14 protein-coding genes and 1 pseudogene are annotated in these 21,886 nt (G+C 61.7%); 9 read left to right on the forward strand and 6 right to left on the reverse strand.

Annotation, left to right across the window (positions count from 1 at the left end):
* Positions 1–23: 23 nt before the first annotated feature.
* The 3 genes from ACIQTU_RS10175 to ACIQTU_RS10185 all read left to right on the forward strand — a co-directional run bounded on the left by ACIQTU_RS10175 (position 24) and on the right by ACIQTU_RS10185 (position 3,558).
* Complete coding sequence (locus ACIQTU_RS10175) at positions 24–656, forward strand: hypothetical protein (RefSeq protein ID WP_400546152.1); 633 nt, start codon at positions 24–26, stop codon at positions 654–656.
* A 12-nt stretch (positions 657–668) separates the two neighbouring features.
* Positions 669–2,618, forward strand: a complete 1,950-nt coding sequence (locus tag ACIQTU_RS10180; protein ID WP_400546154.1) for a hypothetical protein — start codon at positions 669–671, stop codon at positions 2,616–2,618.
* A 127-nt stretch (positions 2,619–2,745) separates the two neighbouring features.
* Positions 2,746–3,558 carry a hypothetical protein gene (locus ACIQTU_RS10185; RefSeq protein WP_400546156.1) on the forward strand — a complete coding sequence of 271 codons (813 nt, stop codon included), beginning with the start codon at positions 2,746–2,748 and terminating at the stop codon, positions 3,556–3,558.
* Positions 3,559–4,074: 516 nt separating this feature from the next.
* On the opposite strand, the pseudogene ACIQTU_RS10190 reads toward ACIQTU_RS10185, so the two are convergent.
* The 3 genes and pseudogenes from ACIQTU_RS10190 to ACIQTU_RS10200 all read right to left on the reverse strand — a co-directional run.
* A pseudogene (locus ACIQTU_RS10190) lies at positions 4,075–4,437 on the reverse strand (tyrosine-type recombinase/integrase); the annotation flags it as partial.
* Positions 4,438–4,608: 171 nt separating this feature from the next.
* A complete protein-coding gene (locus ACIQTU_RS10195; RefSeq protein ID WP_400546159.1) occupies positions 4,609–5,259 on the reverse strand; it encodes a hypothetical protein in 651 nt (216 codons plus the stop codon).
* 135 nt (positions 5,260–5,394) lie between these two features.
* Positions 5,395–6,429, reverse strand: coding sequence for a hypothetical protein (locus tag ACIQTU_RS10200; protein WP_400546162.1), 1,035 nt, complete (start codon positions 6,427–6,429; stop codon positions 5,395–5,397).
* Between the two features lie 160 nt (positions 6,430–6,589).
* Between ACIQTU_RS10200 and ACIQTU_RS10205 the strand changes: the two genes are divergently transcribed.
* The 6 genes from ACIQTU_RS10205 (at position 6,590) to ACIQTU_RS10230 (ending at position 17,936) form a co-directional block, all read left to right on the forward strand.
* Positions 6,590–9,706, forward strand: a complete 3,117-nt coding sequence (locus tag ACIQTU_RS10205) for a hypothetical protein (protein WP_400546165.1) — start codon at positions 6,590–6,592, stop codon at positions 9,704–9,706.
* An 84-nt stretch (positions 9,707–9,790) separates the two neighbouring features.
* Positions 9,791–10,099, forward strand: coding sequence for a DUF1778 domain-containing protein (locus ACIQTU_RS10210; RefSeq protein WP_400546168.1), 309 nt, complete (start codon positions 9,791–9,793; stop codon positions 10,097–10,099).
* On the forward strand, positions 10,096–10,656 hold the full coding sequence (locus ACIQTU_RS10215; protein ID WP_400546171.1) for a GNAT family N-acetyltransferase: 561 nt from the start codon (positions 10,096–10,098) through the stop codon (positions 10,654–10,656). Before ACIQTU_RS10210 ends, ACIQTU_RS10215 begins: the two co-directional genes overlap by 4 nt.
* A 673-nt stretch (positions 10,657–11,329) precedes the next feature.
* Complete coding sequence (locus ACIQTU_RS10220) at positions 11,330–15,103, forward strand: hypothetical protein (protein WP_400546174.1); 3,774 nt, start codon at positions 11,330–11,332, stop codon at positions 15,101–15,103.
* Between the two features lie 11 nt (positions 15,104–15,114).
* Positions 15,115–16,308 carry a hypothetical protein gene (locus tag ACIQTU_RS10225; protein WP_400546177.1) on the forward strand — a complete coding sequence of 398 codons (1,194 nt, stop codon included), beginning with the start codon at positions 15,115–15,117 and terminating at the stop codon, positions 16,306–16,308.
* A gap of 188 nt (positions 16,309–16,496) precedes the next feature.
* The gene (locus ACIQTU_RS10230) at positions 16,497–17,936 is read left to right on the forward strand and encodes an IS1182 family transposase (protein WP_400546180.1); all 1,440 of its coding nucleotides are present in this window, start codon (positions 16,497–16,499) and stop codon (positions 17,934–17,936) included.
* An 86-nt stretch (positions 17,937–18,022) separates the two neighbouring features.
* On the opposite strand, the gene ACIQTU_RS10235 is transcribed toward ACIQTU_RS10230, so the two are convergent.
* From ACIQTU_RS10235 to ACIQTU_RS10245, 3 genes are all read right to left on the reverse strand, one after another.
* The gene (locus ACIQTU_RS10235) at positions 18,023–18,946 is read right to left on the reverse strand and encodes a HEPN domain-containing protein (RefSeq protein WP_400546182.1); all 924 of its coding nucleotides are present in this window, start codon (positions 18,944–18,946) and stop codon (positions 18,023–18,025) included.
* A 142-nt stretch (positions 18,947–19,088) separates the two neighbouring features.
* Positions 19,089–20,342, reverse strand: coding sequence for a DUF3363 domain-containing protein (locus ACIQTU_RS10240; RefSeq protein WP_400546185.1), 1,254 nt, complete (start codon positions 20,340–20,342; stop codon positions 19,089–19,091).
* A gap of 318 nt (positions 20,343–20,660) precedes the next feature.
* The gene (locus tag ACIQTU_RS10245) at positions 20,661–21,608 is read right to left on the reverse strand and encodes a DUF2493 domain-containing protein (RefSeq protein ID WP_400546188.1); all 948 of its coding nucleotides are present in this window, start codon (positions 21,606–21,608) and stop codon (positions 20,661–20,663) included.
* Between the last annotated feature and the right edge of the window lie 278 nt (positions 21,609–21,886).

A 21,886-nucleotide genomic window follows, 5' to 3' on the forward strand; every position in this document is an offset into this window, starting at 1 on the left:
CAAAAGCGTTTAGCCGAGAAATCATGCAAGCCGCGCATCAATCAGAGGAAGGCCAGGGACCGCGCAGCCTGGCGCAGTTGAAGCGGGTGCTCGGCGGCCTGACCCCGGGAACCGTTCCGATCGCCAGCGCCAAACGGCTCAGCACAGCGATCGCCCTTGACGGCCAGCACTTCCGGATCGGCAGCATCTGGGCCAATCAGGCCTTCGTGGTTCGGCGCGGGCAGGTGAACCTGCTCTATGTCCATGTCGACTATAAGAACTACGCTCAGGTCGGGCGCCGCATCTTCGCGCCGACCCTTCGTCGCGATTTCGACTACGACCATGCTCTGGGACGCGCGATCGCTACTGAACTGGGCTTCAGCTACGTCCTGCTCATTCGCGTCCCGCGATCCGTCAATCGGGCCCACGGCCGTTACGAACGGCCCACGCCTCGTGTCGGCGTCAACCTCAAAAAGACGCCTCTGACAGACGCCCGGATCTTTAGGAAAATGTTGGGACTGAAGGCCGAAGCCTCAGTGACTTCTACCGCCGCCTATGATGTCAATGCATCGCATAATCCACCGCTCGACGATGATCAGTTCAGGGCCTGGGCCTTCGCGCTGGGCGTCGATCTCTCGGCTGCGCCGCCGCTCGGCCTTACTCGAATTCATCGCTAGCAAGCGGCTTCCATGACAAACCAAACCTCCACAGCCTGGATCTTCCAAGCCAATCCGCAGCGCTTCGACATCGGCGCCTTCGTCGCCAATCCGCCGGAGGAATGCGAATGGCTCGTCAGCCGCTATAGCAACCAGATCGGGCCCGGCCAGCGCGTATTCCTCTGGTGCGCTGCAGGGGACGCGGACATCCCCTCCGGCGTCTTCGCCGAAGCTCGGACTATCTCCTCGGTGAGGGAACTTCGTGACGACGGCGATCAAGGCCTATGGAAGGATCCTGCCGAGGCCGACCTGGTCAGGCCGAGGGTTCGGCTTGCTCTCACCCGGATCGCGAATAAGCGCGAGGTGATCAAACGAGACTGGTGGCAGGGCGACCCGGCTCTGAACGATCACTTGATCATGACGATGCCGAACCACACCACCTTCAGAATCGATGGCCAGGCCTATGACCGCCTTGATCGCCTCTGGAGCAAGACCGGTTCCGATTGGACCTATGAGGATGCGGTCGGGGGCCTCTACGCCTTTGTCGAAACACTAGGAAAGCCGGTTTCGAAACTGCCCGGTTCCATCATCGCGGACGTCGCCATGGTCGTCGGACGGCCCGTCACCGGCATCTACAACAAGGTGATGAACTTCAGGTCTCTCGACCCCAGCGACCCTCGCAAGGGCTTTACCGGCGCGAGCGGTCAGGATCAGACGGTCTGGAACAAGTTCTACGTCCACTCTGCCGGGCTCGATCATGAAGCCGTTCGCGCCGAATACGCCCGGCTCTGGTCTCTTCCAATCGGGCTGCAACCTTCGGTTTCCGGCGGCCGTCCGCCAAGCCCTGGACAGAAGACCAGAAACCTCTCCCGCGAGCTGTTTGAAGCTGAATTCGCCTGGTTCAAGGCGGAGATCGCCCGGGTCTCGAATAGACCGTTCCAGTCATTTCGGGACGGACTGTTGGAGGAGTGGGAAGGTTACAAACCTATCCTGCGCGCCGAAGCGCTCAACCGCCTGGATCTTTCGAGCTGGACCGAAGACGCCATCGGCTCCGGCTTGATCCTTGATCACGCGATCCGCGCCATCGAGATCAACGGCCCCGGCGCGCTTAAGAACAACTTGGTCGGCTGGCAGAATCAGTACGGCCACGCCAGCCGCTCTCATAAGGCCCTGCTGGATGCACAGGGCGACGCTTCACGCCTCCCCTCGATCGAAAGACTGCTCTTCGATTTCTTCAGAGTCGGAATGGCGGAAGAGACGGCGTTCGAGCGTTTTAAAGCCGTCGGCGTCAAGAGTTACGACCTTACGGCCTATCTCTTCTTCCTGACGGACAGCGATCGCTACATGCCGATCCGTCCTATGACCTTTGATCAGGTTCTGCGTCGCCTCGGCTTCGAGTTCTCCACCACCTCTCGATGTTCGGTCGAGAACTACGCCCAATACAATAATGCTCTGAGAGAGGTGCGAGAGGCTCTTGCGCAAGTCCCAGGCCTAGACGACGTCCGCCTCATCGACGCCCACTCGTTCTGTTGGGTTCTTGGAAGGATCGCTCAGGAAAAGACGTCACGCCCGGCTCCTCGACGCGGCAAAGCCTCCGGCGTCACCTATGACGCGCGACGCCTGTCGATCTACATGATGGTCGACAATGCCTTTGCTGCGGCGAAGGCGGGCAACGGCCAGGTCGTGGAAAGGGTCATGAAGAACAAGGAGGTTCGCATGAGCCAGCTTGAACTCGAGGCCTATGTCGCCGAACTGATCGACAAGCAGGACGGACGTTGCGCCCTGACCGGCCTCGCCCTGCAGTTCCAAAAGGAACATGAAGACGAGCAGCTGCTTGCCTCCCTGGATAGGATCGACAGCGACGGACACTACGAAGCCGGCAATCTTCAAGTCGTCTGCCGCTTCGCCAACAGATGGAAGTCGGACGCCCACACCGACGAGTTCGTCCGCCTTCTCTCGCTCGTCCGGGAAAGCGCTCGCTGAATTCGCCGCCACGAAATGACGCTCAGAGCTACACAATCCTGAAATCATGCAACTAATCGCAGTTTAGACGCGAAATCTCTACCATAATAACTCAACACGACGACTAGGTTTGCGGAGGGGGAAATACATGACGGACTCGAAAATCGACGATGCAGCCTTGTTGGTGGAGCGACTGCTCGAAATGGGCGGTCGTACGAACAACAAGCAACTGAAAGACAAGCTGGGATGGCAGGGCGAGCGCTATTTCGCGGCGCGCAACGCGGCAAGGGCCACCGGGGTTGTGGGTCTGTCTCGAGGCCGGGGGGGCATCGTCTTTCTTACCGACACCGCGAAGGCGGGCCTCGCCGAAGTCGCCGGCGCCCCGGAGACCGAAGCTCAGCAGATCGACGCTGAGTATGCAAAGGAGGTTGAGTACTATGAAAAGCTATTCCCGACGATAAAACAGGCCTGGGTCCAGAACGAAGGCTTCGACGACCACGTCGTCGAAATCACCGCTTCGAAACGCGTCAAGGGAGCGGGTCGATGGACTGTGCCGGACATCGTCGTGATTGGAAAAATCGTAAGGCAATATGTTCCGGGCTTCGAGTTCACGGTTCAGTCGATCGAAATAAAGCGCTTCGAAAGCCTAGACGCTCTAGCTGTATTTGAAGCGCTCAATCATCGCCGCGCATCGCACCTCACTTATCTGCTCGTCGTCAACTTCCCGAAGAAGCCAGCCGATCGGGATAACGAGAAACTCGGCCAAGTCACTCAACTCTGCGAAGAGCACGACGTCGGCCTGGTCGTGGTGCCCAAGGGCGAGGAAGGCAACTACGACGCTTGGGAATTTTCCGTCCTCGCCGCCGACAAAATCGAGCCCCACCCCGACAATTTGGACGGGTTCATCAAGCAGTACATGAGCGCAGAGAGCAAAGACGCGGTCGCAAAAATGGTTCGCTAAGAGGGAACGGACGAAACAGAACGGCAGGCTCGACCTCCCGCTCCCAGAAAAATTTCGCCGATTATCACCCAACACAGACCTGAGATCAGCAACGCGCCAGCAGCGGACATTGATCCTGGCCCCGAAAGCGGACCCTCATTCGAAAGTCGGCGTCATGTCGAATTTCGACGGATGGCCGACAACTGTCGTGGATCGTGCGCACGCCCCCATCCAGTTCCGCTGGCGGGTGAATCCGTACTGCTGGCCAGAGCTCATTACGTCGAGGATTTCGTGAGCATGGAGGTCATGGAGGTCATGGAGGTCATGGAGGCAGGCAAGACGTATTCCGTGACGCCCACACAGATGGCGGAGTTCAGAAGCATATGCGCCCGCACATGGGTCGATCGCATCACGACGCTGGGTGACTGTGAGATCGCTTACGGTGGCGGGGGGAGGTTCACTGTGCGTCGAGTTCGGTAGTCCGCTTTTCACCCATAGCGGACGAATGCCGGGTCCGCTGAGCGAACCCGGCTGTTGTTAGAGATCGATCTGCTCAGAGAGCTCCAAGGCGCCGTCAAATTCGATGCCGAGGTAACGGACAGTGCTCTCTAGTTTACGGTGACCGAGAAGTAGCTGGCAGGCGCGCAGGTTACCGGTTTTCTTGTAGACCAATGAGACCTTCGTACGGCTTAGGCTGTGCGTGCCGTAGGCCGCTGGCTCAAGATCGATCAAACGGATCCGCTGATCGACCAGTCTCGCGTACTGCCGCGTGCCAATGTGGTAGCCCGCGTGACTTCTGCTTGGAAACAGCCAGTCGTCGTCACGCTGTCCTCGGATTTCCAGCCAATCCCCGATCGCGTCACAGGCGCTCGCCAACCTCGGCTGGCGGGTGGGCATCGTCTGGGAGTGCGCGCTGAAGGGTAGGACACGCCTACCGGCCAACGAGGCGATCGACTGTTGTGTCAAGTGGCTGCAGGGAGAAAGCTCGGAACTCCAGGTCGAGGGTTGAACCGCCCCGGACGGCTGACCGCCATGGGCAAGGTCAGCGCAGCCCCGCCGCCCGGACGCCGATCACTCTTCCCTGCCCCAGACCGGCCCGGACTGGCGCACGGCCTCCATGATCTCGTTCACGCGCCCGGGGGTGATCGTGATGGCTTCGTGCCAGTCCACCCCCGATGACGAGGGATCAGCCTTGATCTTCTCCAGCCGCGCCTCGATCGTCTCTCTGAACCGGTCAGTGAACAGCTCTGGCCAAGACTGCAGAAGTGCGCGTCCGTACTTCCCGCTATTGTGTTTGAGCGCGTTATTGAGGTCTCTGATGGCAGCCATCCGGGGATGCACGTTTATGCGCTTGCCCGTGAGAAGACCAACTAGCTTCTTGTGGTCAGGCTGGCCGCTGGCCCTGGTCCAAGCACCGACAATGCGCTCCCACAAATGATAGACAGCGATAACATGCGCCTTGCGCATGATGCCGCTGGTCTCGTGGATCATCCTGAGTTCGTCCTCGAAGGCCATGGACCGATCCCAGACCTTGATATCGTCCTCCCAGATAATGTCAGGCATCGCGCCATTCTCGATAGCCTGCTCGTAGTCATCCCACTTCTGCTGGGTCTCGATCCGATTGGCTTCCAGGGCAGAGGACGCCGCGTCGAGGCTGACACGGAGGATTTGCAGCCCCCGCTCGAACTCCATGCCGTGCCAGTTGATATTGAGTAGCGCCATGGGAAGCCCCGCCCCTGTAGAAGTCGACAGAAATCAGCGCTTGCCTGTCTCGGCTGATCTCTGAATCAGTAGAGGCACCGTAAGCGGAAGAACAAGTCACCATGAGGGCAGGCCAAAGATGGCCAACCGTCGCTATCAGACCGTCGCTTGATCAGGCGCGACATCCAGATTCAAGCCCAGACGCGCCACGGCGAAGCGTAAGAGGACGTAGCGCGTCACCCGCTCTAGGCCGATCAAGGTCGGCGCCTTTCCCAGCGCTCTGGCCAAGGCCGCGTCCTTAACCACGGGCCGCCCCAGCTGGACCTCGTTGTTGCTGTGAAGCGAGCGCATCCAGTGGCCGACCACTTCGCCGCGATGCACATTCTGGCTGCGAAGATCGTAAGCGGCCCCGATGACAGACTCGAAGTCTGCTTCCTGCAGGGCCCCATAGCTTTCTCCAGCCTCTCGTCGCGTGAAGAAGGCGGCGTCCACGAGGGCGGTGAAGGTCGACACATAGCGACGCTTCACCTCGAAGAGCCGCGTACGAAGCGCTCGCACAAGTTTGCCCTCGTCCTTCAAGGCGGCATTGACCGTCGCAAGGCCGGCTTCCAGCTCCGGGTCCAGCAGTCGATCGTCACGCTTGGGCACAAAGGCTTGAGAGAGGATTTCGCCGACCGTGATGAGATGGAGATAGGCGACTTCCGGGTCGCTGTCGGCCGCGATGAGTGCGCGCTGATAGAAGCGCGCGGCCGCTCCGAAGGCGGCGACATCCGGGCTCTCCTCCACATCGTCGCTCCACAGGCCGGCCAGCCGCCGCACCTCGACCAGGTTCAGCGGTATCTGGAAGTCCGCGCGGGTCGAATGCGTGTTGTGAGGCAGGCCGCGGAAGCTGGTGCGTGCGAAGGCGCTGACGTCCGGCATGCGAAAGACGCCGCAGTTCTCCAGCACGCCGTGGCATTCGAAACGCTTTCCGAACAGGACGCTCATGGTGGCGACGGCGTAGTCCCCGGCACCGCTATATTCCGGCAGCGCGACCCCTGGCCGACGCTCCGGCCCCGGCGCCAGGAAGGACAGGACATAGGTAGAACGCGACGTCGGGCCCTCGCTCCAGCGGTGCATTTGATCGTCATCCCCCGGCCGCGGCCAGGCGTGGTCGATCCGGACCTCTTCGGTCTCATAGAGGCCGAACATGCGGCTGGTGGTCGATAGCAAGGCCCGCTGAACGCCCTCATGGGGCTTTAGCGGCGGCCTGGAACCCCCTTGTGCTTCCATCCGGGATCTCGCTCGCAGTTTTTGTCGGTCAGGTTGTAGCCTGCTTTTTCTTCGTCCGGTCGCTGCTAGAAGGAGCGGAATGGATTTCCTCGATAAACAGATCGCGCCGCCGACGTCCTGGACGAAGTTCGAAGACCTGTGCCGCTCGCTGTTCGCCGCGATCTGGAAGGATCCTCTCGCCCAGAAGAACGGCCGATCGGGGCAGGCGCAGAACGGCGTCGACGTGTCCGGCAGACCTATCTGGGCGGCCGGCGCGATCCACGGTGTCCAGTGCAAGGGCAAGAACGGGACCTATGGCGCCAAAGCGACCCGTGCAGAAATCCTGGACGAGCTGGCCAAGGCTGAAACCTTCAGGCCCGCCCTCGGTCACTGGACGTTCGCGACCACGGCGGCGAACGACGGTGATCTCCAACAATTCGTTCGGGAGCTTTCCGACGCCCGGGTCGCCCAGGGCACGTTCCCGATCGAAATCATCGGCTGGGAGACGGTCCTCGCCCTGATGGCGGACGAAGAGGGTCTTATCGAGCGCTACTACCCTGAGCATGGCGTCGATCTTCCACAACTCGTCGCGCAGATTTGGGCCGCGGGCGCTGAGCTGGCGGCGTTTCGACAGGCCATTCAAGGTCAGCCCTCCACTCTTCGGCCGGGCGTGTGGTCTGAGGTCGACTTCACAGGGTCGCGCGATCTCGGGCCGGCTCTGATGGGCCGCCCCCTGGGATCGGCTGATGTCGATGCCTGCCCCGAGCTGCCGGAGGCGGCCGCCTGCTTCGCGGAACTGAGGCGCGCCTTTTCGGCTCGCCTCTCGGGTGTTCCGGGAGCCGGCAAATCCGTGTGCGCTCTACAGGCCGCCCGCAAGGCGCGCGACGCGGGCTGGCGAGTCGTCAGACTGCGCGACCCCCAGGCCGCCGATGTGAGCCTTTTCGGGAATGTGGAGCCGACGCTTCATCTCATTGATGACGCTCACCTGCTCGATCCCGCCGCCTTGCTCTCCCTTGAGCAGTCCGCGCACGCGACCTCCTGGCTACTGACAACCCATACGACTGCCAATGGCCGTGAGGCGCCAGCCGGGGCGATCCATCTGGACGCGGCTAGGGCTGTCCACGTGATCGCGGCTCGGCTCAAGGCCCAGCGCGCCGAAACCCTCGCAGTGGTGTCGCGCATCGACTCCCGGGTCAGCGACCGTCCCATGGATGAATCGCTGGACCACCGTCTGGCCGACGCCGCCGAGGCGGAGACGCCCTGGCGCTTCTGCTTCATCCTCGGTGGAGGCTGGCGCCGCGCGGACGCGACGGCGACGGCGGCGCGTCAGACCTCAGCCGACGTGGTGCTGGCTGCGGCCGCCATTCGCCAGATCGCGTCACGCGACGCACCCTGCTCCGCCGACGACCTGCGCGCTTTGTCATTGGCGGCAGGAGTTTCGTCAGACGAGTTCAACCGGTCTGTCGAATGGATGGTGCGGGAGCGGATGCTCATCAGCGCCGATGACCTGCGATGCCCTCATCAGCGCCTCGCCTCGGTTCTGCTGGGCAAGCTGCTCGCTGGCCAGACCCCGAACCGGCGCAAACAGGTCGGGGAGGTTCTGGGCTTGGCCGTTGCGGACGCTTCCATGCCTCTGGCGGGCTTGGCGTCCCTGTTGGTCGAGCTACGGCTGGCCGATCAGCCGATGAAGTGGGTTCGCCTGCTCGCCCCCTCTCGGCACGCACCTCTGATCGATCGTTGTCTGAAGGCGCGAGATGCGGTTGACGTCCGCGGCGCGGCCTTTGTTCTGACCGAACTGCAACATTACGCCGAAGGGTGGCCGGCAGGGCTTGTCAAAGCCGGCCGATCCAAAATCCTCGACTGGTTCTCCGCCCCTCCCGAAAACGGCGGGTACGCCATCGGCGGTCTCCTGGGCCAGATTTCGATGAAGAACGAGGCGGAGTGGCGTCGGCTGATCGAGGCCAGCGACGCCACCGGCCTCGCAAAGGTCGTCAACAGATCAGATCACGAGCGCGCAGGCGAATGCGCCGCCATGGGCAATCTGGCGGTTGTCAGCCGGTCGCGCCCGTGGGCGGACAAGTTTCTCGCCGCGATTGACCGCGACCATTGTCTGAATCTCATGGCGTCCTGGCCGGAAACGGTCTCACTCTGGCTCGCCGCCGAGTTCTGCGAGATGGTCTTCCACCTGGACGCTGAGTTCGGTCTCGATATGGCCGAAGCGCTTGCCCCGGCCTGCGCCAGTCGCCTCCGGGAGGCTCCCACGGACACCTATGACTCACTTCGGGACCTTATCTGGCACGTGCTGCATCTGGACGACAGCCTGGGCATCTACACTGGCAAGAACGGGCCCACGCCCCGAATGAAATCGATCGGTCGCAAGTTCACGGCCATGCTGGAGCCGGAACGGCTCGCCAAGCAGCTCAGCCGCCTTCCTAAACGCGAGTTTCAATCCGCCGCCTACCTCCTGAAGTTCATTCTTCTGGCGGACCGCCGGCGTTTCGAGACGATCGTCGGGAAGATCGATTGGGACGAGATTGGCGAGACGATCGGTGAAGACTGGAGCGCCGGAGTTCACGACCTGGAGATTTTTCTCGGCATCAGCCATTCGGCGCCCAAGGCCGCTGCGGCGATCGCCGTCGTGATCGAAAAGAATTCGGATCGGATCGGCCGAATGTCGACACGGCTTGCCCTCATGGCGCCGTCTGCCGCGCGCGCGCATGTCTCCAAAGGCGGCGTTATCGGGCTCACCAGCGAGCACTTCATCGAGTGGGGCATGGGCGTTGGTGTCCTAGCCGGCTTCGCCGACGACGCGCCGCAACAAGTCGAGGCCTTGCTCGCTCCGCATGAGGCCAATCTGGCCAAGGCTCTGTCCGACGCATCTGGCCCACCCTTCTTTGAAGAGTCACTGCTCTTCCTTCGGATTCTCTGGGAGATCAGCCCGAGCTTTGTTGAGAGGGTGCTGGATCATGTCGAGACCAGCACCGCGGAAGCCGGTTGGTCGAAATGCCTCGGCGGTAAAGCCGAGCTCAGAAAACCCGCCGCCTTCCTCGTTCACCTGGCTCTCACGCGGCCTGGGCCAGTCGCCGGGATGGCGCGCCGGTTGCGCGCCCGGTTTCCGAAGACGTCGACTCCATCCGCTTCCGTACTCGCCCGCGTCAGCGACGGCAGTACTTCGCCGTCCGGCGAAAGTACGGGTACTTCCACGCCCGCCACTTGAATTGTACGCCGCAGCGCCGTACATAGCGCGGTACGTCGTAAAGACGTACAACGTATCAGACTTGTGGAGACACGGAGGCCAGCCATGCTCGCTTTCAAGGATCAGATCAGCGCGGTAGATGAACGCAGCTCGGAGCGGATGAACTTCCGCACCAAGCCGCACATCAAACAGACCATCCAACGAGCGGCTGCGCTCGCGGGCGTGGACGATTCCGTCTTCACGATGAACGCCGCCTACCAGTCCGCCCGGGACACCATCGAGGCGCACGAGCGGACGTCACTGTCCCCCCTGGACCATGCCGCCTTCTTCGCGGCCATGGACGAGCCGGCCAAGCCTACGGATAAACTCCGGACGGCCTTCACGCGTCATCGTGAGACGGTGACCCGTCGGTGAGCGACGAGGCCGCTCCCGCCGTCAACATCATTGAGCCGTTCGATCCCGCCAGACACGATCGAGCGGCTTTTTCCTGCGGTATCGAGCAGGTCGACAACTTCTTTAAGAAGACAGCCAACAAGCTGGCCAAGGCCGACAACGTCCGTCTGTGGGTGATGACGAACGCGGAGGGCGCGCTGATCGGCTTCTACGCCGCCAACGCGCATAGCGTCGATTATCAGGAGCTACCGGACAAATACGCCCGAACCCGTCCGGGACACGGGTCGATCCCCGCCGCCTATATCTCCATGATCGGCGTAGACGCCCGCTTCCAGGGTCAGGGATATGGCGGCGATCTGCTCGTCGACGCCCTGACTCAGATCGCGCGGGCGAGCGAAGCGGTCGGCATCGCGGTCGTCATCCTGGACGTGCTAGACTGCGGTGACCCCGACCAGATCGAGCGGCGACTGAAACTCTATCAGGGCTATGGGTTCGAGCCCTTCCCGTCACGACCGCTGCGGCTTTTCCTGCCGATCGCCACGGTCAAGGCGCTCATCGCCGAGCTCGACGCCGGTTAGGCCTCGTCCCCTTCACCGCGCTCGACGGGGATCGCCTCCGCCTCGAGCAGGTAGAGCTGATTCAGCAGCCCGGTGAGCACCGGATCAACTCCCGACGCTCCCACCACCTTGTGAGCAGCGAAAAATCGTCTGTGAAGCGCCAGAAGCAGTCGCGAGTGCTCTGTCTAGAAGCTGACATTCATTCTGGTCGTAAGGCCGCCAAGGACGGTGCGCCCGTGAGACTTGTAAGATTCACTCGAAGCTCTCATCCTACTCCGCCTCCGGCTTCCGCTCGGTGGCGATCCAGCCGTCGATGCGTGGATACTCGCGCGCGCCAGGCGGCCACATCGGGGTGGTCCGGGAAGCCGTCCAGCAGGGCCTTCCGAGTTTCTAGGATGTTGACGAGGGAAACGCTCCACCCGCTCGGATGACGTCACGCCTAACCCGCCCGCAGTGCAAACTTAATTCGCCTCCACCGCTTGAAGGTCCAGGTCAGGTGATCAGACTGAGTGTTCCAGACGAGCACCTAGGTAGATGCAGTTCATACCGGATATCGGTAGCCAGGTCCGGACGGAAACAATCCTACAGCTCTGAAGCGACGGGTGCGGACTTTGGATCGGCGCCCACAAACAGTCATTGTAGAACAAATTGGAAACACATACTCTCGGCGATCTTCAAGAAGCTGGGGGAAAATTTGGAAAGCCAGGCGCTAGATTTCGATCAGCTCATGGCAGCCATGCATCTTGATGCGCATGAGCGACGCACCGTTGGAATGATCGGCCGTGAGGCACCTAAGCTCGTGAAGCGAATGGTGGCTTATGATCCGCTGAGCCTCGCGGCTACTTTCGCCGGGCTGCTAACCGTTCCTGACCTTCAGTCTAACTGCCCCAGACTGGAAATGCTCATCCATCAGTCGCTGGGCTCGGCCAAGGGGCGGAAGAAGGCTGACGCAGCCATAGTACGCACGGCGTTTGATATTGCTGGCGAAGGGCGCTGTGGGCGCCTTGAAGATCCTGCCGAGGATTTGTTTGTCCGGAACATCACCACGAAACGGGGCAATTTCCGGATCATCGAAGGTATTTGGGAGTCTGGAGGCTTCTATCTTCAGCGCGTCGTCAACGTGGTTGAGATGATGCCGGATGTCCCAGTCTTCAACGAAATTCGAGACAGCGTCTACGCACTGCTGGGAGTTTCAGAGATGGTGTGCGAGCGCGCCGGCCTATCGCGCTATGAGCTTGGAGAAACATCTCCCCACGAGAAGTTTCCCGGCGAACTGACGGGTATGATCGGCTCTGTACGCAACCGAGTTTGCTTCACGCAGGCAGAGTTGAAAGCCGCCGGGATCGACCATGAGCATCTGATCCCGTTCGTGTTTGATCCGCGCCAGCGCGCTCACATTCTTGAGGATGAGTTCATCAACGCCAGACTGGAGCGCTGGCCGCTCGTCTGGAACGAAGACCAGTTCTTACTTCTGCTGCCGACTGCCGTCAGCCCGGCCATCCGCCGCTTCGTGATTGAGGAGATCGACGGTGTGGCATGCCGGGAGCCCTTCCTAGGGAACCTGGCGGCCGACTATGCCAAGCACTTTTCAGAGCTGCCCCTTTTGGGCGGAGGCATGGGGGCCGACATCGAGTTCCGCCGAGCTAATAGTGGCCTTCTGGCGGGTGTCACGCAGGCCGTCGATCGCGGTCGGGTTATGAACCTCGTTTTCGTTCTCGATGATCTCAAAGGCTTCGAATCTGGCGGGCTCGCCAGCTTGCCACCCGACGCGAACGCGGTGGCTAAGGACATCGATGTTTGGATCGATCACGCCTCCGAACGGGCTCGTAAGAGCCCGTCCTTCGTCGCCGGGATTTCGCTTGTTGTTGGCTGCGGCATCGGCCGCGGGATTATGAATTACATCAATGTCAGCCGGCCCGACTGGCGCGTTGTGATGATCAGTGCTCCCGACTTGCAGACTCTGAGCTGGACGCCTGATTTCAAGCCCTTGACGCTATGGCGCTTGCTTGATGCTCAGGATCGCATCGAGGAGCTGGGTCTTGGCCTCCACAACATTAACGGGCTTTTGAATCTCGTCGCGTGGATGCGATCGCTCGATGGCCACCTCGTGCCGCACGGTGACCTGCCGGATGACTTTATGCGGGAGGGCATGCCGTCCTTCCTGATGGTGCAACAGGATTTGCTTCGGGATCTCCGACAGGAGGTCGCCCGAGAGCATGACCCCCACGCAGTTCTGGACCCCCGAGGCGTATGGCGGCGAGTGAGCAAGGAGGGTCAGTCTCTATTTACGGAGGACAGGGCGCATCCACTCTACGTAACCGACGACTTCGGCCCAGAGGGGCCATCCGGCGTGTTCTTTACGCCCACGCGCGGGTGGTGGTGCAATGTCGAGCTGCCTGACGACGCTCCAGGGGCGCTCGCCACCGATTACTGGAGAATGGTCGCGATTTGGTTGTGCAAGGCGGCTCCGGTACTGGAGCAAGCTCTTCAGGGCCTGCCGGACGCGCCTCTCCAGCTGACGGTAAGGTTCGAGGAGGCAGTCCAGGAACGCGAAGTGGATTTTGAACGCCTGACTTACGAGCAGGCCCGCGCGGAATTTCGGCCCATCGTTAATGCTGCCTCGCGTACGCTAACGCTTGATGTCGGATCGCTCTTTGATCGGGCTTCCTTCCACCCCGATAACATCGCTGAACGAGCTCTGGTCGATGCCGTTGTCGAAGGGTTTGCGGAGCTGGCCGGACACGCGCTAACGGCGAATGACAGGGCGGAACTTGTGGGGCAGATCATGCCGAGCCCTCTCGCTCGGCACCGCCATGCATTTTACACAACTCGTTTCCGAGACTTCGTCCGCCAGAGCATCCCGAGAAGCCCGATAGCCCTCGACGAAATAGACGATGCGCTTCTCAAGCTGGGCTTGGGGTGGCGGGCGCGTGATCGCGCACTCGGCCCCAATCTGAACGGCAAAGACGAGTGCAAGGCATTCATGAGCGTGCTCGTCGAGACGGCGGAAAACGAGCTTCTTGAAGAACTCAAGCAGTTCGACCGCGTGGCGATTATTGGCATGCTTCTTCGAAATCACGAGGCTGCTGCGACCGAACAGCTACACTGGCACCGCACATCAGCTGCCGTGCTCGCCTTGCACGACGACAAGGAGGCGGCGCTCGAAGTGATCGGGCATCACGACTCGAAGATGAGCGCGGTGTTCCAAACCACGCGCCTTCTTCTCGAAATGGCTATCTGCCAGTGCCCTCTGGACGGCGGCCGACCGCCCGGTGTTTTGGACCTCGCTCGTCTCATGGCGAAGATGGGAATGATCTTTCACTATGGCGGATGGTCGGACGCCATCCACTGGGAGGTGATGGAGCCTTCGCTACGCATCACGCCGCTGGGCGATGTGCATGGCAAGCTGAACTACATCGCGGAGGTGTTTGAGCCATTCGCGCGCGCCTCAAGCGATGTGCGGACAAAGGACGCGACCGAAAGATACGCTGAGAATTTCGAGGAAGTCCAAGTCACGCCGAGCGCCGAGCCGGCGTTTGATCCGACATTTCTGGCTGCGCTTAAGGAGGAGTTCGGCGTCTCTCTCGATGAGATACGTCTTTTCGCCGACTCCGTTGAAGATATAGCCATCACGGCAGGCCGCGCGGTCATCGGCGTTCCGCGTAGCGCACTACTGGACGTAAAGGTGCAGGCGATAAGCCTGCCGCGCGAGGCGGTGGAGCGCCTGGTTGACTACCTGACATTCAAGCCCCGCCCCTCTTGGAGAGACGTGCCTCCTGGCTACGAGGCGCGAGATCGGCACCCTTGGCGCTTTCGTCGCAGACTAAGCGTCTTACGCCGCCCACTTATCCAGATCGACGAAGCAGACGATCCGCGCATGCTCATTGCGCCAGGGCTTGTTCGAGACGCGTTGATGTACTCGCTTTCAAACTACCATCGCGGTGATTTCCCGCAGTGGCAGTTAAAGCCCCTGATGAAGCGCTGGCAGGGCAGGACTGCCGATCAGCGCGGGACCAAGTTTGCCCAGGAGGTAGCGGCCTGGTTCCGCGAACAGGGGTGGCAAGCGGAAGTCGAGGTCAAGATCACCAAGCTCCTTCAGCAGGGGCAGGATCGCGACTACGGCGACGTGGACGTGCTCGCCTGGCACAAAGGCGAGGACCGCATTCTGGCGATCGAATGCAAAGACGTTCAGTATCGGAAGACCTACGGCGAGATCGCCGAGCAGCTTGCCGATTTCCGAGGCGAAGTCCGCTCGAACGGCAAACGGGACTATCTGCTGCTCCATCTCGATCGAATGGAGCTAATTTCAGAGAAGTTCGACAGGGTGAAGAGCTACTTGGGCATGCCATCGGCTACCAAGGTCGAAAGCCATCTAATGTTCAAGAACCCCGTCCCGATGACGTTCGCCCTTGAGCGCTTGAAGGAGCGGGTCAAGGTAAGCGTCTTCCGATCCATCGGCGACATATAGGCGGTTGAGTGATGGAGATCAGCGAGCTCATACCTTCAAAGGCTGGATTTCGCCAACGAAACTACTGCGACGATTGCGGCAAGCATTTGGATCTGGCGTTTGTCGATTACAACGAAACCATATCCGGTGTTCGCATCGCGATCGTATACTTCCCGGTATTGCGATGCGTCCCGTGTGGAAAAGACCATCTTCCCGACTTGTCCCGCCTCGCGTTGCTCGATTGTCACGAAAGAAGTCGAGGTGCGGGCTCAAGTTTGTTCGTCTCCACACGGAGAAAGCGGACGAACGATTTCGGTTTCTGCAAGGTAAAATTTCTGTACGAGGCGGATGACTATTTCTACATCCCCGGACTATTTCGTCGTGAAAATCAGGGGTTTTTGACGCCAGTTTTCTTCAACCGGGAAGTTCTCCTGAAATACGACAATTCGCCCTCATATCAGGTCCAGTTTGCCTCCACGACCTATGGAACGATCTACACGGGCGACGACTACATCTCGTTCGGCATCAACAAGAACGGCCGCGTTGTGATGTGGCTGGGCGACATCGCAAAGCTCCCTGAGGCCGAGCAGTACTATCTTCGCTCGGAGAATGTGCCCTCCGATCATTCGCTGGGAAGCGAGTTCTATGACGGGCAGATCGAATGTGTCTTTACCGAAGCGTCTGCCGAGGACCGACTTTTTAAGCTCCGCTCCGCATTCGTCGAAGCGGCCTTCGAACGCTTTGGAAAAAAGATCGCGCACCTCGATCAGGAGGTGATGGACCTGGCGCTGAGCTTCAACGCACCGGTCGTCGACACCCCGAAGGAGCGACGCCACGTCGCCGACACGCTCAACAAAATCTATCTGGAATCGATGGACAATGCCGGGCTGGGCCGATTGCTCAAAGCCCATGGCGGCGATCCGAAGGATCTTGGCAGCCTGAAACGGCTTCAAGCTCTTTTGCAGGGCGCTTTGCCTCGGGAGGACATCGGCGCGCTGCTATCTCCTCTCTACGTCCTCTACGATTTGCGCGTGGCCTACTCACATCTGACGACGATCGAGAGGGCCCAGACTGTTCTGACGACCGTCGCCGAACGCCTGGAAATTGCAGCCGACGCCAGCCTGACGACTCTCTACGAGACGCTGGTCCAGAAAATGGCGTGTAGCTACGAGCGACTCGCGGAGTTGCTAAGTGTCGAGACGGATGCCCCGGCGACGACGTGTTGATCGCTAGCGCGAGCGCGACGGCCCGCGATCGATCAGCGACCAAGCCGTATGCCGCCGCATTTCTTCCAGACGTTTATTGCTGGCCTGGAACGGCCTTTGCGAAGGTCTGCAAAGAGTCGAGGCTGTGTGAAAACACCTTTCGTCCGAGCGAATTAGGTTAGCCTCCTGAGGTCAGCAGGAGGTGGATTATGAGCCGCTTCGTTCAGGGTGCAGATCGTCGGCAGCCCACGCTGCTTCCCGAATGTCTGGATGACTATGTGGTCGAGGATAATCCGGTCCGGGTGGTCGATGTCTTCGTCGACGAACTGGATCTGATGGGCCTGGGCTTCGAGGGTATGACGCCAGCGTCGACGGGACGGCCCGCCTATCATCCGGCCACGCTGTTGAAGCTCTACGTCTACGGCTACCTGAACAAGGTGCAGTCCAGCCGGCGGCTGGAGCGTGAGGCGCAGCGCAATGTCGAGCTGATGTGGCTGACGGGGCGGTTGGCGCCCGACCACAAGACCATCGCCGACTTCCGCCGCGACAACGGCGCGGCGATCCAGGCGGCGTGCGCGCAGTTCATCGTGCTGTGTCGCCAGCTTGGCCTGTTTGGATCAGCCCTGGTCGCCATCGACGGCTCGAAGTTCAAGGCCGTGAACACCCGCGACAAGAACTTCACCGCTTACAAGGTCAAGCGACGGATCGAACAGGTCGCCGAACACATCGCCGGCTATCTTCAAGACCTGGACACGGCGGATCGCCATGAAGGCGAAGCCGTTGAGGCGCGGTCCGGTCGGCTGGTCGAGAAGATCGATCGGCTGCGTGCCCAGATGGCGATGCTGACGGTCATGGAGGCCGAGGTCGAGGCGGCGCCGGATGGCCAGGTCTCCCTGACGGATCTCGACGCCCGCGCCATGGCGACGTCCGGTCGGGGCAGCGGCGTCGTCGGTTACAACGTCCAGTCCGCCGTCGAAGGCGAGCACCACCTGATCGTCGCCCACGAGGTGATCATGACCGGCTCGGACCGGCAGCAACTGGCGAACATGGCCAGCCGAGCCAAGGACGCCATGGGCGTGGAGAGGCTCGATGTGCTGGCCGACCGGGGCTACTTCTCCGGCGAGGAAATCCTGGCCTGCGAGGCCTTGGGCGTGACGCCCTTCGTGCCGAAAACGCTGACGTCAGGCGCCAAGGCGACCGGCCGTTTCGGCAAGCAGGACTTCGTCTATCTGCCCGACCAGGACGTCTACCGATGCCCAGCCGGCTCCCTGCTTCCGTATCACATGACCGTCGTCGAGAAGGGCATGACGCTGCATCGATACTGGGACCGGGCCAGTTGCACCGGCTGCAGCATCAAGCTCCAGTGCACGCCTGCGGTCGAACGAAAGGTCACGCGCTGGGAGCATGAAGCGGTGATCGACGCCTTACAGGCTTGTATGGACCTGAGGCCCAGAGCCATGCGCGAACGGCGAAGCCTGGTCGAACACCCGTTCGGCACGATCAAGGCCTGGATGGGCCACACCCACTTCCTCACGAAGCGCCTTCCCAACGTGAAGACCGAGATCAGCCTCCACATCCTAGCCTACAACATGAAGCGGGTGATGGCGGTGCTGGGAGCGAAACCGTTGATGGAAGCGATCAGGGCTTGAGACCATAGCGCCTCGTCGTCACCTCTGCCTCAGCGTGGCTCAGCGTTTTTACACGGCCTCAGTCAGAAGCAGTCGCTGAGAAGCGGTCAGCAGAGCCCTGCATCGGCTTCATTCGCCAACTCGGTAATGTGCGCTTCGCAAGCCTCTCGCACGATCTCTCGCAGCAGTTCGATACGCGATGTGAGCCACTCCAGTTCTTCGCGTGTGATCTTGTAATGCCGCGAATAGCGAGCCTTCACATAGGCAGCACGCAGGAGCTCAAAAGCACGTCGTTCGAACTTGGTCTGCCCGGGCCAAACCTCAGCGAGCTCAGGAAGCAGGGGCTCAGCAAGCTTCCGAAGCGCTATCAGCTTATGGGACTTAGGCGCGTACAGCGTCATCACCAGCATCAGGCAATGGTAAAGGTGCTCTGAGGCTTGGTGGAGATTGAAGGCGGCGAGTTTGAGCCGATTGTCGTCAATACAGAAATCAGCAATGCGCATGAAACCAGAGGCGCTCTCCATCCAGTCCTCGAAATACCCCCTCGCCTCCTCCAGCGCATCCGCCGCCGCCAGCGCTTTCGGCTCGACGAAATCCACACCCGGCGTATCGAACAGCACCACCCCATCGCGCACGATGTCGATGAAGAAGTAGCGTCCACGCTCCAGCCTGTGGTTCACGTCATCCAGGCTATGGACGATGACGCTGACCGGCGTGCGCAGGTTCTGCCCCGCTACAGTGGCGGACAAAAGCCTCTGCTCCGCCGCGCGCCAAAAATCGCTGTCCGTCAGGTCATCATGGTCGACCACGACCATAAGATCGAAATCGGAGAAATACCTTCCGATCGGATCATCGACCCAGTCGCCGCGCGCATAGCTGCCGAATAGGATGATCTTGAGGATGCGCCCGTTCTTCAGCCGCTCCGCCTCGCGGGTCGACACCGCCTCGGCGAAGGACTCCCTGAGGATCTCCACCGCCCGGTCGAGCTCCCTGCGCTTCACCGCCGGAATTGATTTGAGCGCCTTGGCCATGGCTGGAGTCTCCCCGATACGGCCAAGCCATTCAAGGGCATATGGCCGATGTTTCGCAACCGCTGCGGGTGACCTTCCGCAAACAGCTTCACCCTCCCCTCCCTCGTCATCCTTTCAATCGTCTGCGGCTTGTCCGAAGATTTCAGAGCCCCATGCCTGCTCCTGAGCGGCCAACGCCCTTCGACAGGCAGACCACGCCCCTTTCGCCCATCTCCAGCCTCGTCTGGCCCCCAACCGCTGGCAGCTTGGCGCCCACGCCAAGCTGCGCATAGTGCTCGACGCCATCAAGATCACGGATCAGCACAAAGGGCGAAGCCCCGAGCTCGTCGTGAAAGCCCGCCTTCATGACCTCGCCCTCCACCCGTTCGCCCGAGAAGACCCGCACCTGTTTCACATTCTCCCAGCGTCGCTGATTGAGCGTCCGGATCACGTCCTTCGATAGCCGCAGCTTGCGCAACCGCGCCTCCAGGTCGTCGACCAGATAAAAGCGGCGCCCGCACCGCTGCGCCAACCCCAGCGCTTCGAGATGAGCGAGACGACCGCGTGTCAGGGCCGCCCAAGCGCCCACGCCTCCCGCTCCATCGCCCACCATTCCTGCAGCGTCCATAGTCGCCAGGAGCCGCCTGTCGAAGCTCGTGAAGGCGTCGGCCTGGGTCTCGCGCCAGATGCGGCGCTCAGCGTCATGACGCGACAGGTCGCCCAGTCTTTCCTGCGCGACCTCCTGCGCTCGCGCACGAAAGCCGTAGGCGACGTAGTCCCGCGGGATCACCAGGTCACGCCCATCGCCCCGCCTTCCCGAAAGCAGAACATGGGCGTGAGGCTGGTCGGTATCGTGGTGGCAGACCGCAATCCACCGCAGGTCGGGTTCGCCCAAGTCAGCGCAGATGCGTCCCATCACATCGCGCACATAGTCCTGCAGGTCAGCGATCCGATCGCCGTGCTCCGGTGAAACGATAAGCCGAAAATGGTGCCGGTGGTCCCTCCAGCCTTCCGTCGCCGACCGCGCCGGCACCTCATCGGACGTGCGATCGAAGAAGGACGGCGGCCCGCCTTCCTCGCCCGCACCCTCACGGCCCAGGTAGGCGACATGCCTCGCCAACGCCGCACCGCGCTCGACGCCCCGCCCAACATGTCTGCTGACCAGGGCCTTGACGATCACCCGCTGGCGTACATCCGGACGAAAAGGCCGGCCTGAGCGTTTCTGCGCGGTCCCAAGCACGCCTGAACGCCCTCCGAGCGCGACGTGTTTCGACGCCGCCAGACGGCGCAGGAGGCCCAGCCGCGCCCCCATCAGATCCGGCTTGAGGCCGTGCGGAAGACGCATTGCCAGCGCCTCTTCCTCTCCGCTCGCGCCGCCGGACGACAACCTCGTTTCGATCGCCTCACGCACCAGCATGCCCGGGCCTCCACCCTCCGGATGACGCACGACCGCAACGACTTTCCGCAAGTCGTCAATTGCGCAAACACAACCGCCTAAATGCTGGAAAAGAATACAAGAACCCCACCCGATCCTCGCCCTCTTTTATCTTGCCCTAAGCTCCTTTCAGCAGATTTTCGGACATACTGCGCATCCCCAAGCTAACCGCCGCCAAGGCCCGCAAACGCTTCGTCGGAAGAGCGGCTTCTGGTCGCCCGAAGGCGCCAACCTCCCCGCAACACGAGAAAACCCGCCCGGCCGAAGCCGAGCGGGTCAGGTCTTACAGGCTGGGGTCGGTCAGTGGGCGCGGCGCTGAAGCGGCAGGCGCCGGATCCCGGCCGCATCCGCCTTCTGCCCCAGGTTCATCGCGGGGCCGAAGGCGCGTCCGTCCGCCGAACGCGAAGCTTCCAGCGAGGCGCCGAGCGTGAAGCAGCAGACCGGTTCAAGGGCGATGAGTTCATCATTGGCGCGGAAGGGCGCAGCCTTGCCGTGGGCGTCGAAGTCGGCGCGGGCGAGGATCAGCTTCACCCCCTTCTGCGCCGCCCACCGGATCGCCAGCTTTTCGGCGCCCTTGGCCCCCGTTGTCGCGAGGGCCATGTCGGGCCATTGGCCCAGGGCCCAGTTGAGCGCGTCGAAGATGCGGGCCGCGTCCTCAGCCGTATCCGCCGTTGGCGCGCCCCGGAAGGCCACGACCGGTCCGCCGTGGAAGGCGTCGTCTGTGCGGCGTTCGCGCACCGCTCTGATCGCCTGTTTGGCTTCCAGCTGGGCCGCTGACAGGAAGCTGCCCCTGCGGCTGCCGCGCCAGGCCGTCCAGACCTCGCCGGTCGCCGTCGTCCACATCTCGGCGGCGGCGTCGCGGATTCGTGCGGCTGCTTGCGTCGCCGCATCTCCGGCGCGCGCCCGGGCCGTAGCCTCCTGAAGCTCCACGTCCGCCGCCTCGGATCCGTCGAAGTCGCGATCCAGCCGGCGCATCACGTCCCGCGCCCGGTCGGCGTCGCGTTCGATCCGCCCAGCCGCCGAATGAAAGGCGCCGATCAGGGCTTCGCCGAGGATGGTCTGGACGTCGTCCAGAGCCGTGTCCGCGATCACGTCCAGAAGTTCGGCCATGAGAGCGCGACCGAGTTGGACCAGCGCCTCCTCGGTCGGGTGCGGGCGCCCGTCGCCAAGTGAAGCGGTCAGGTCGTCGAAGGCGGAATCTGATTTCGGCGAAAAGGCGAAGGCGGAGGGAGATTGGGTGCTGTGCATCGGATCATTCCAGTTCTGAAATGTCGAAGCGCCCCATGCGCAACGACCCGATCCCTGGCCACGTCGGGGTCCCCGGCGGTCACCGCAGCGGTCCGCCGCTTGCGGGCCGCGAAGGGAAACGGCGCAGCCGTTGACAGCCGGGGTGACGTGTCAGGATCGGAAGTCGTTGTGTGGGGGCATGTCCTCGTCCCCTGGACGAGGACCCCTTTCGGCGCTCCGCGCCGAGTACGACCGATGATCATGCTGCAGGGCCTTGATCGACGGCCGACACGGCCGTC

It is taken from the genome of Brevundimonas sp. NPDC090276 (genome assembly GCF_044772165.1).
Taxonomy (GTDB): Bacteria; Pseudomonadota; Alphaproteobacteria; order Caulobacterales; family Caulobacteraceae; genus Brevundimonas.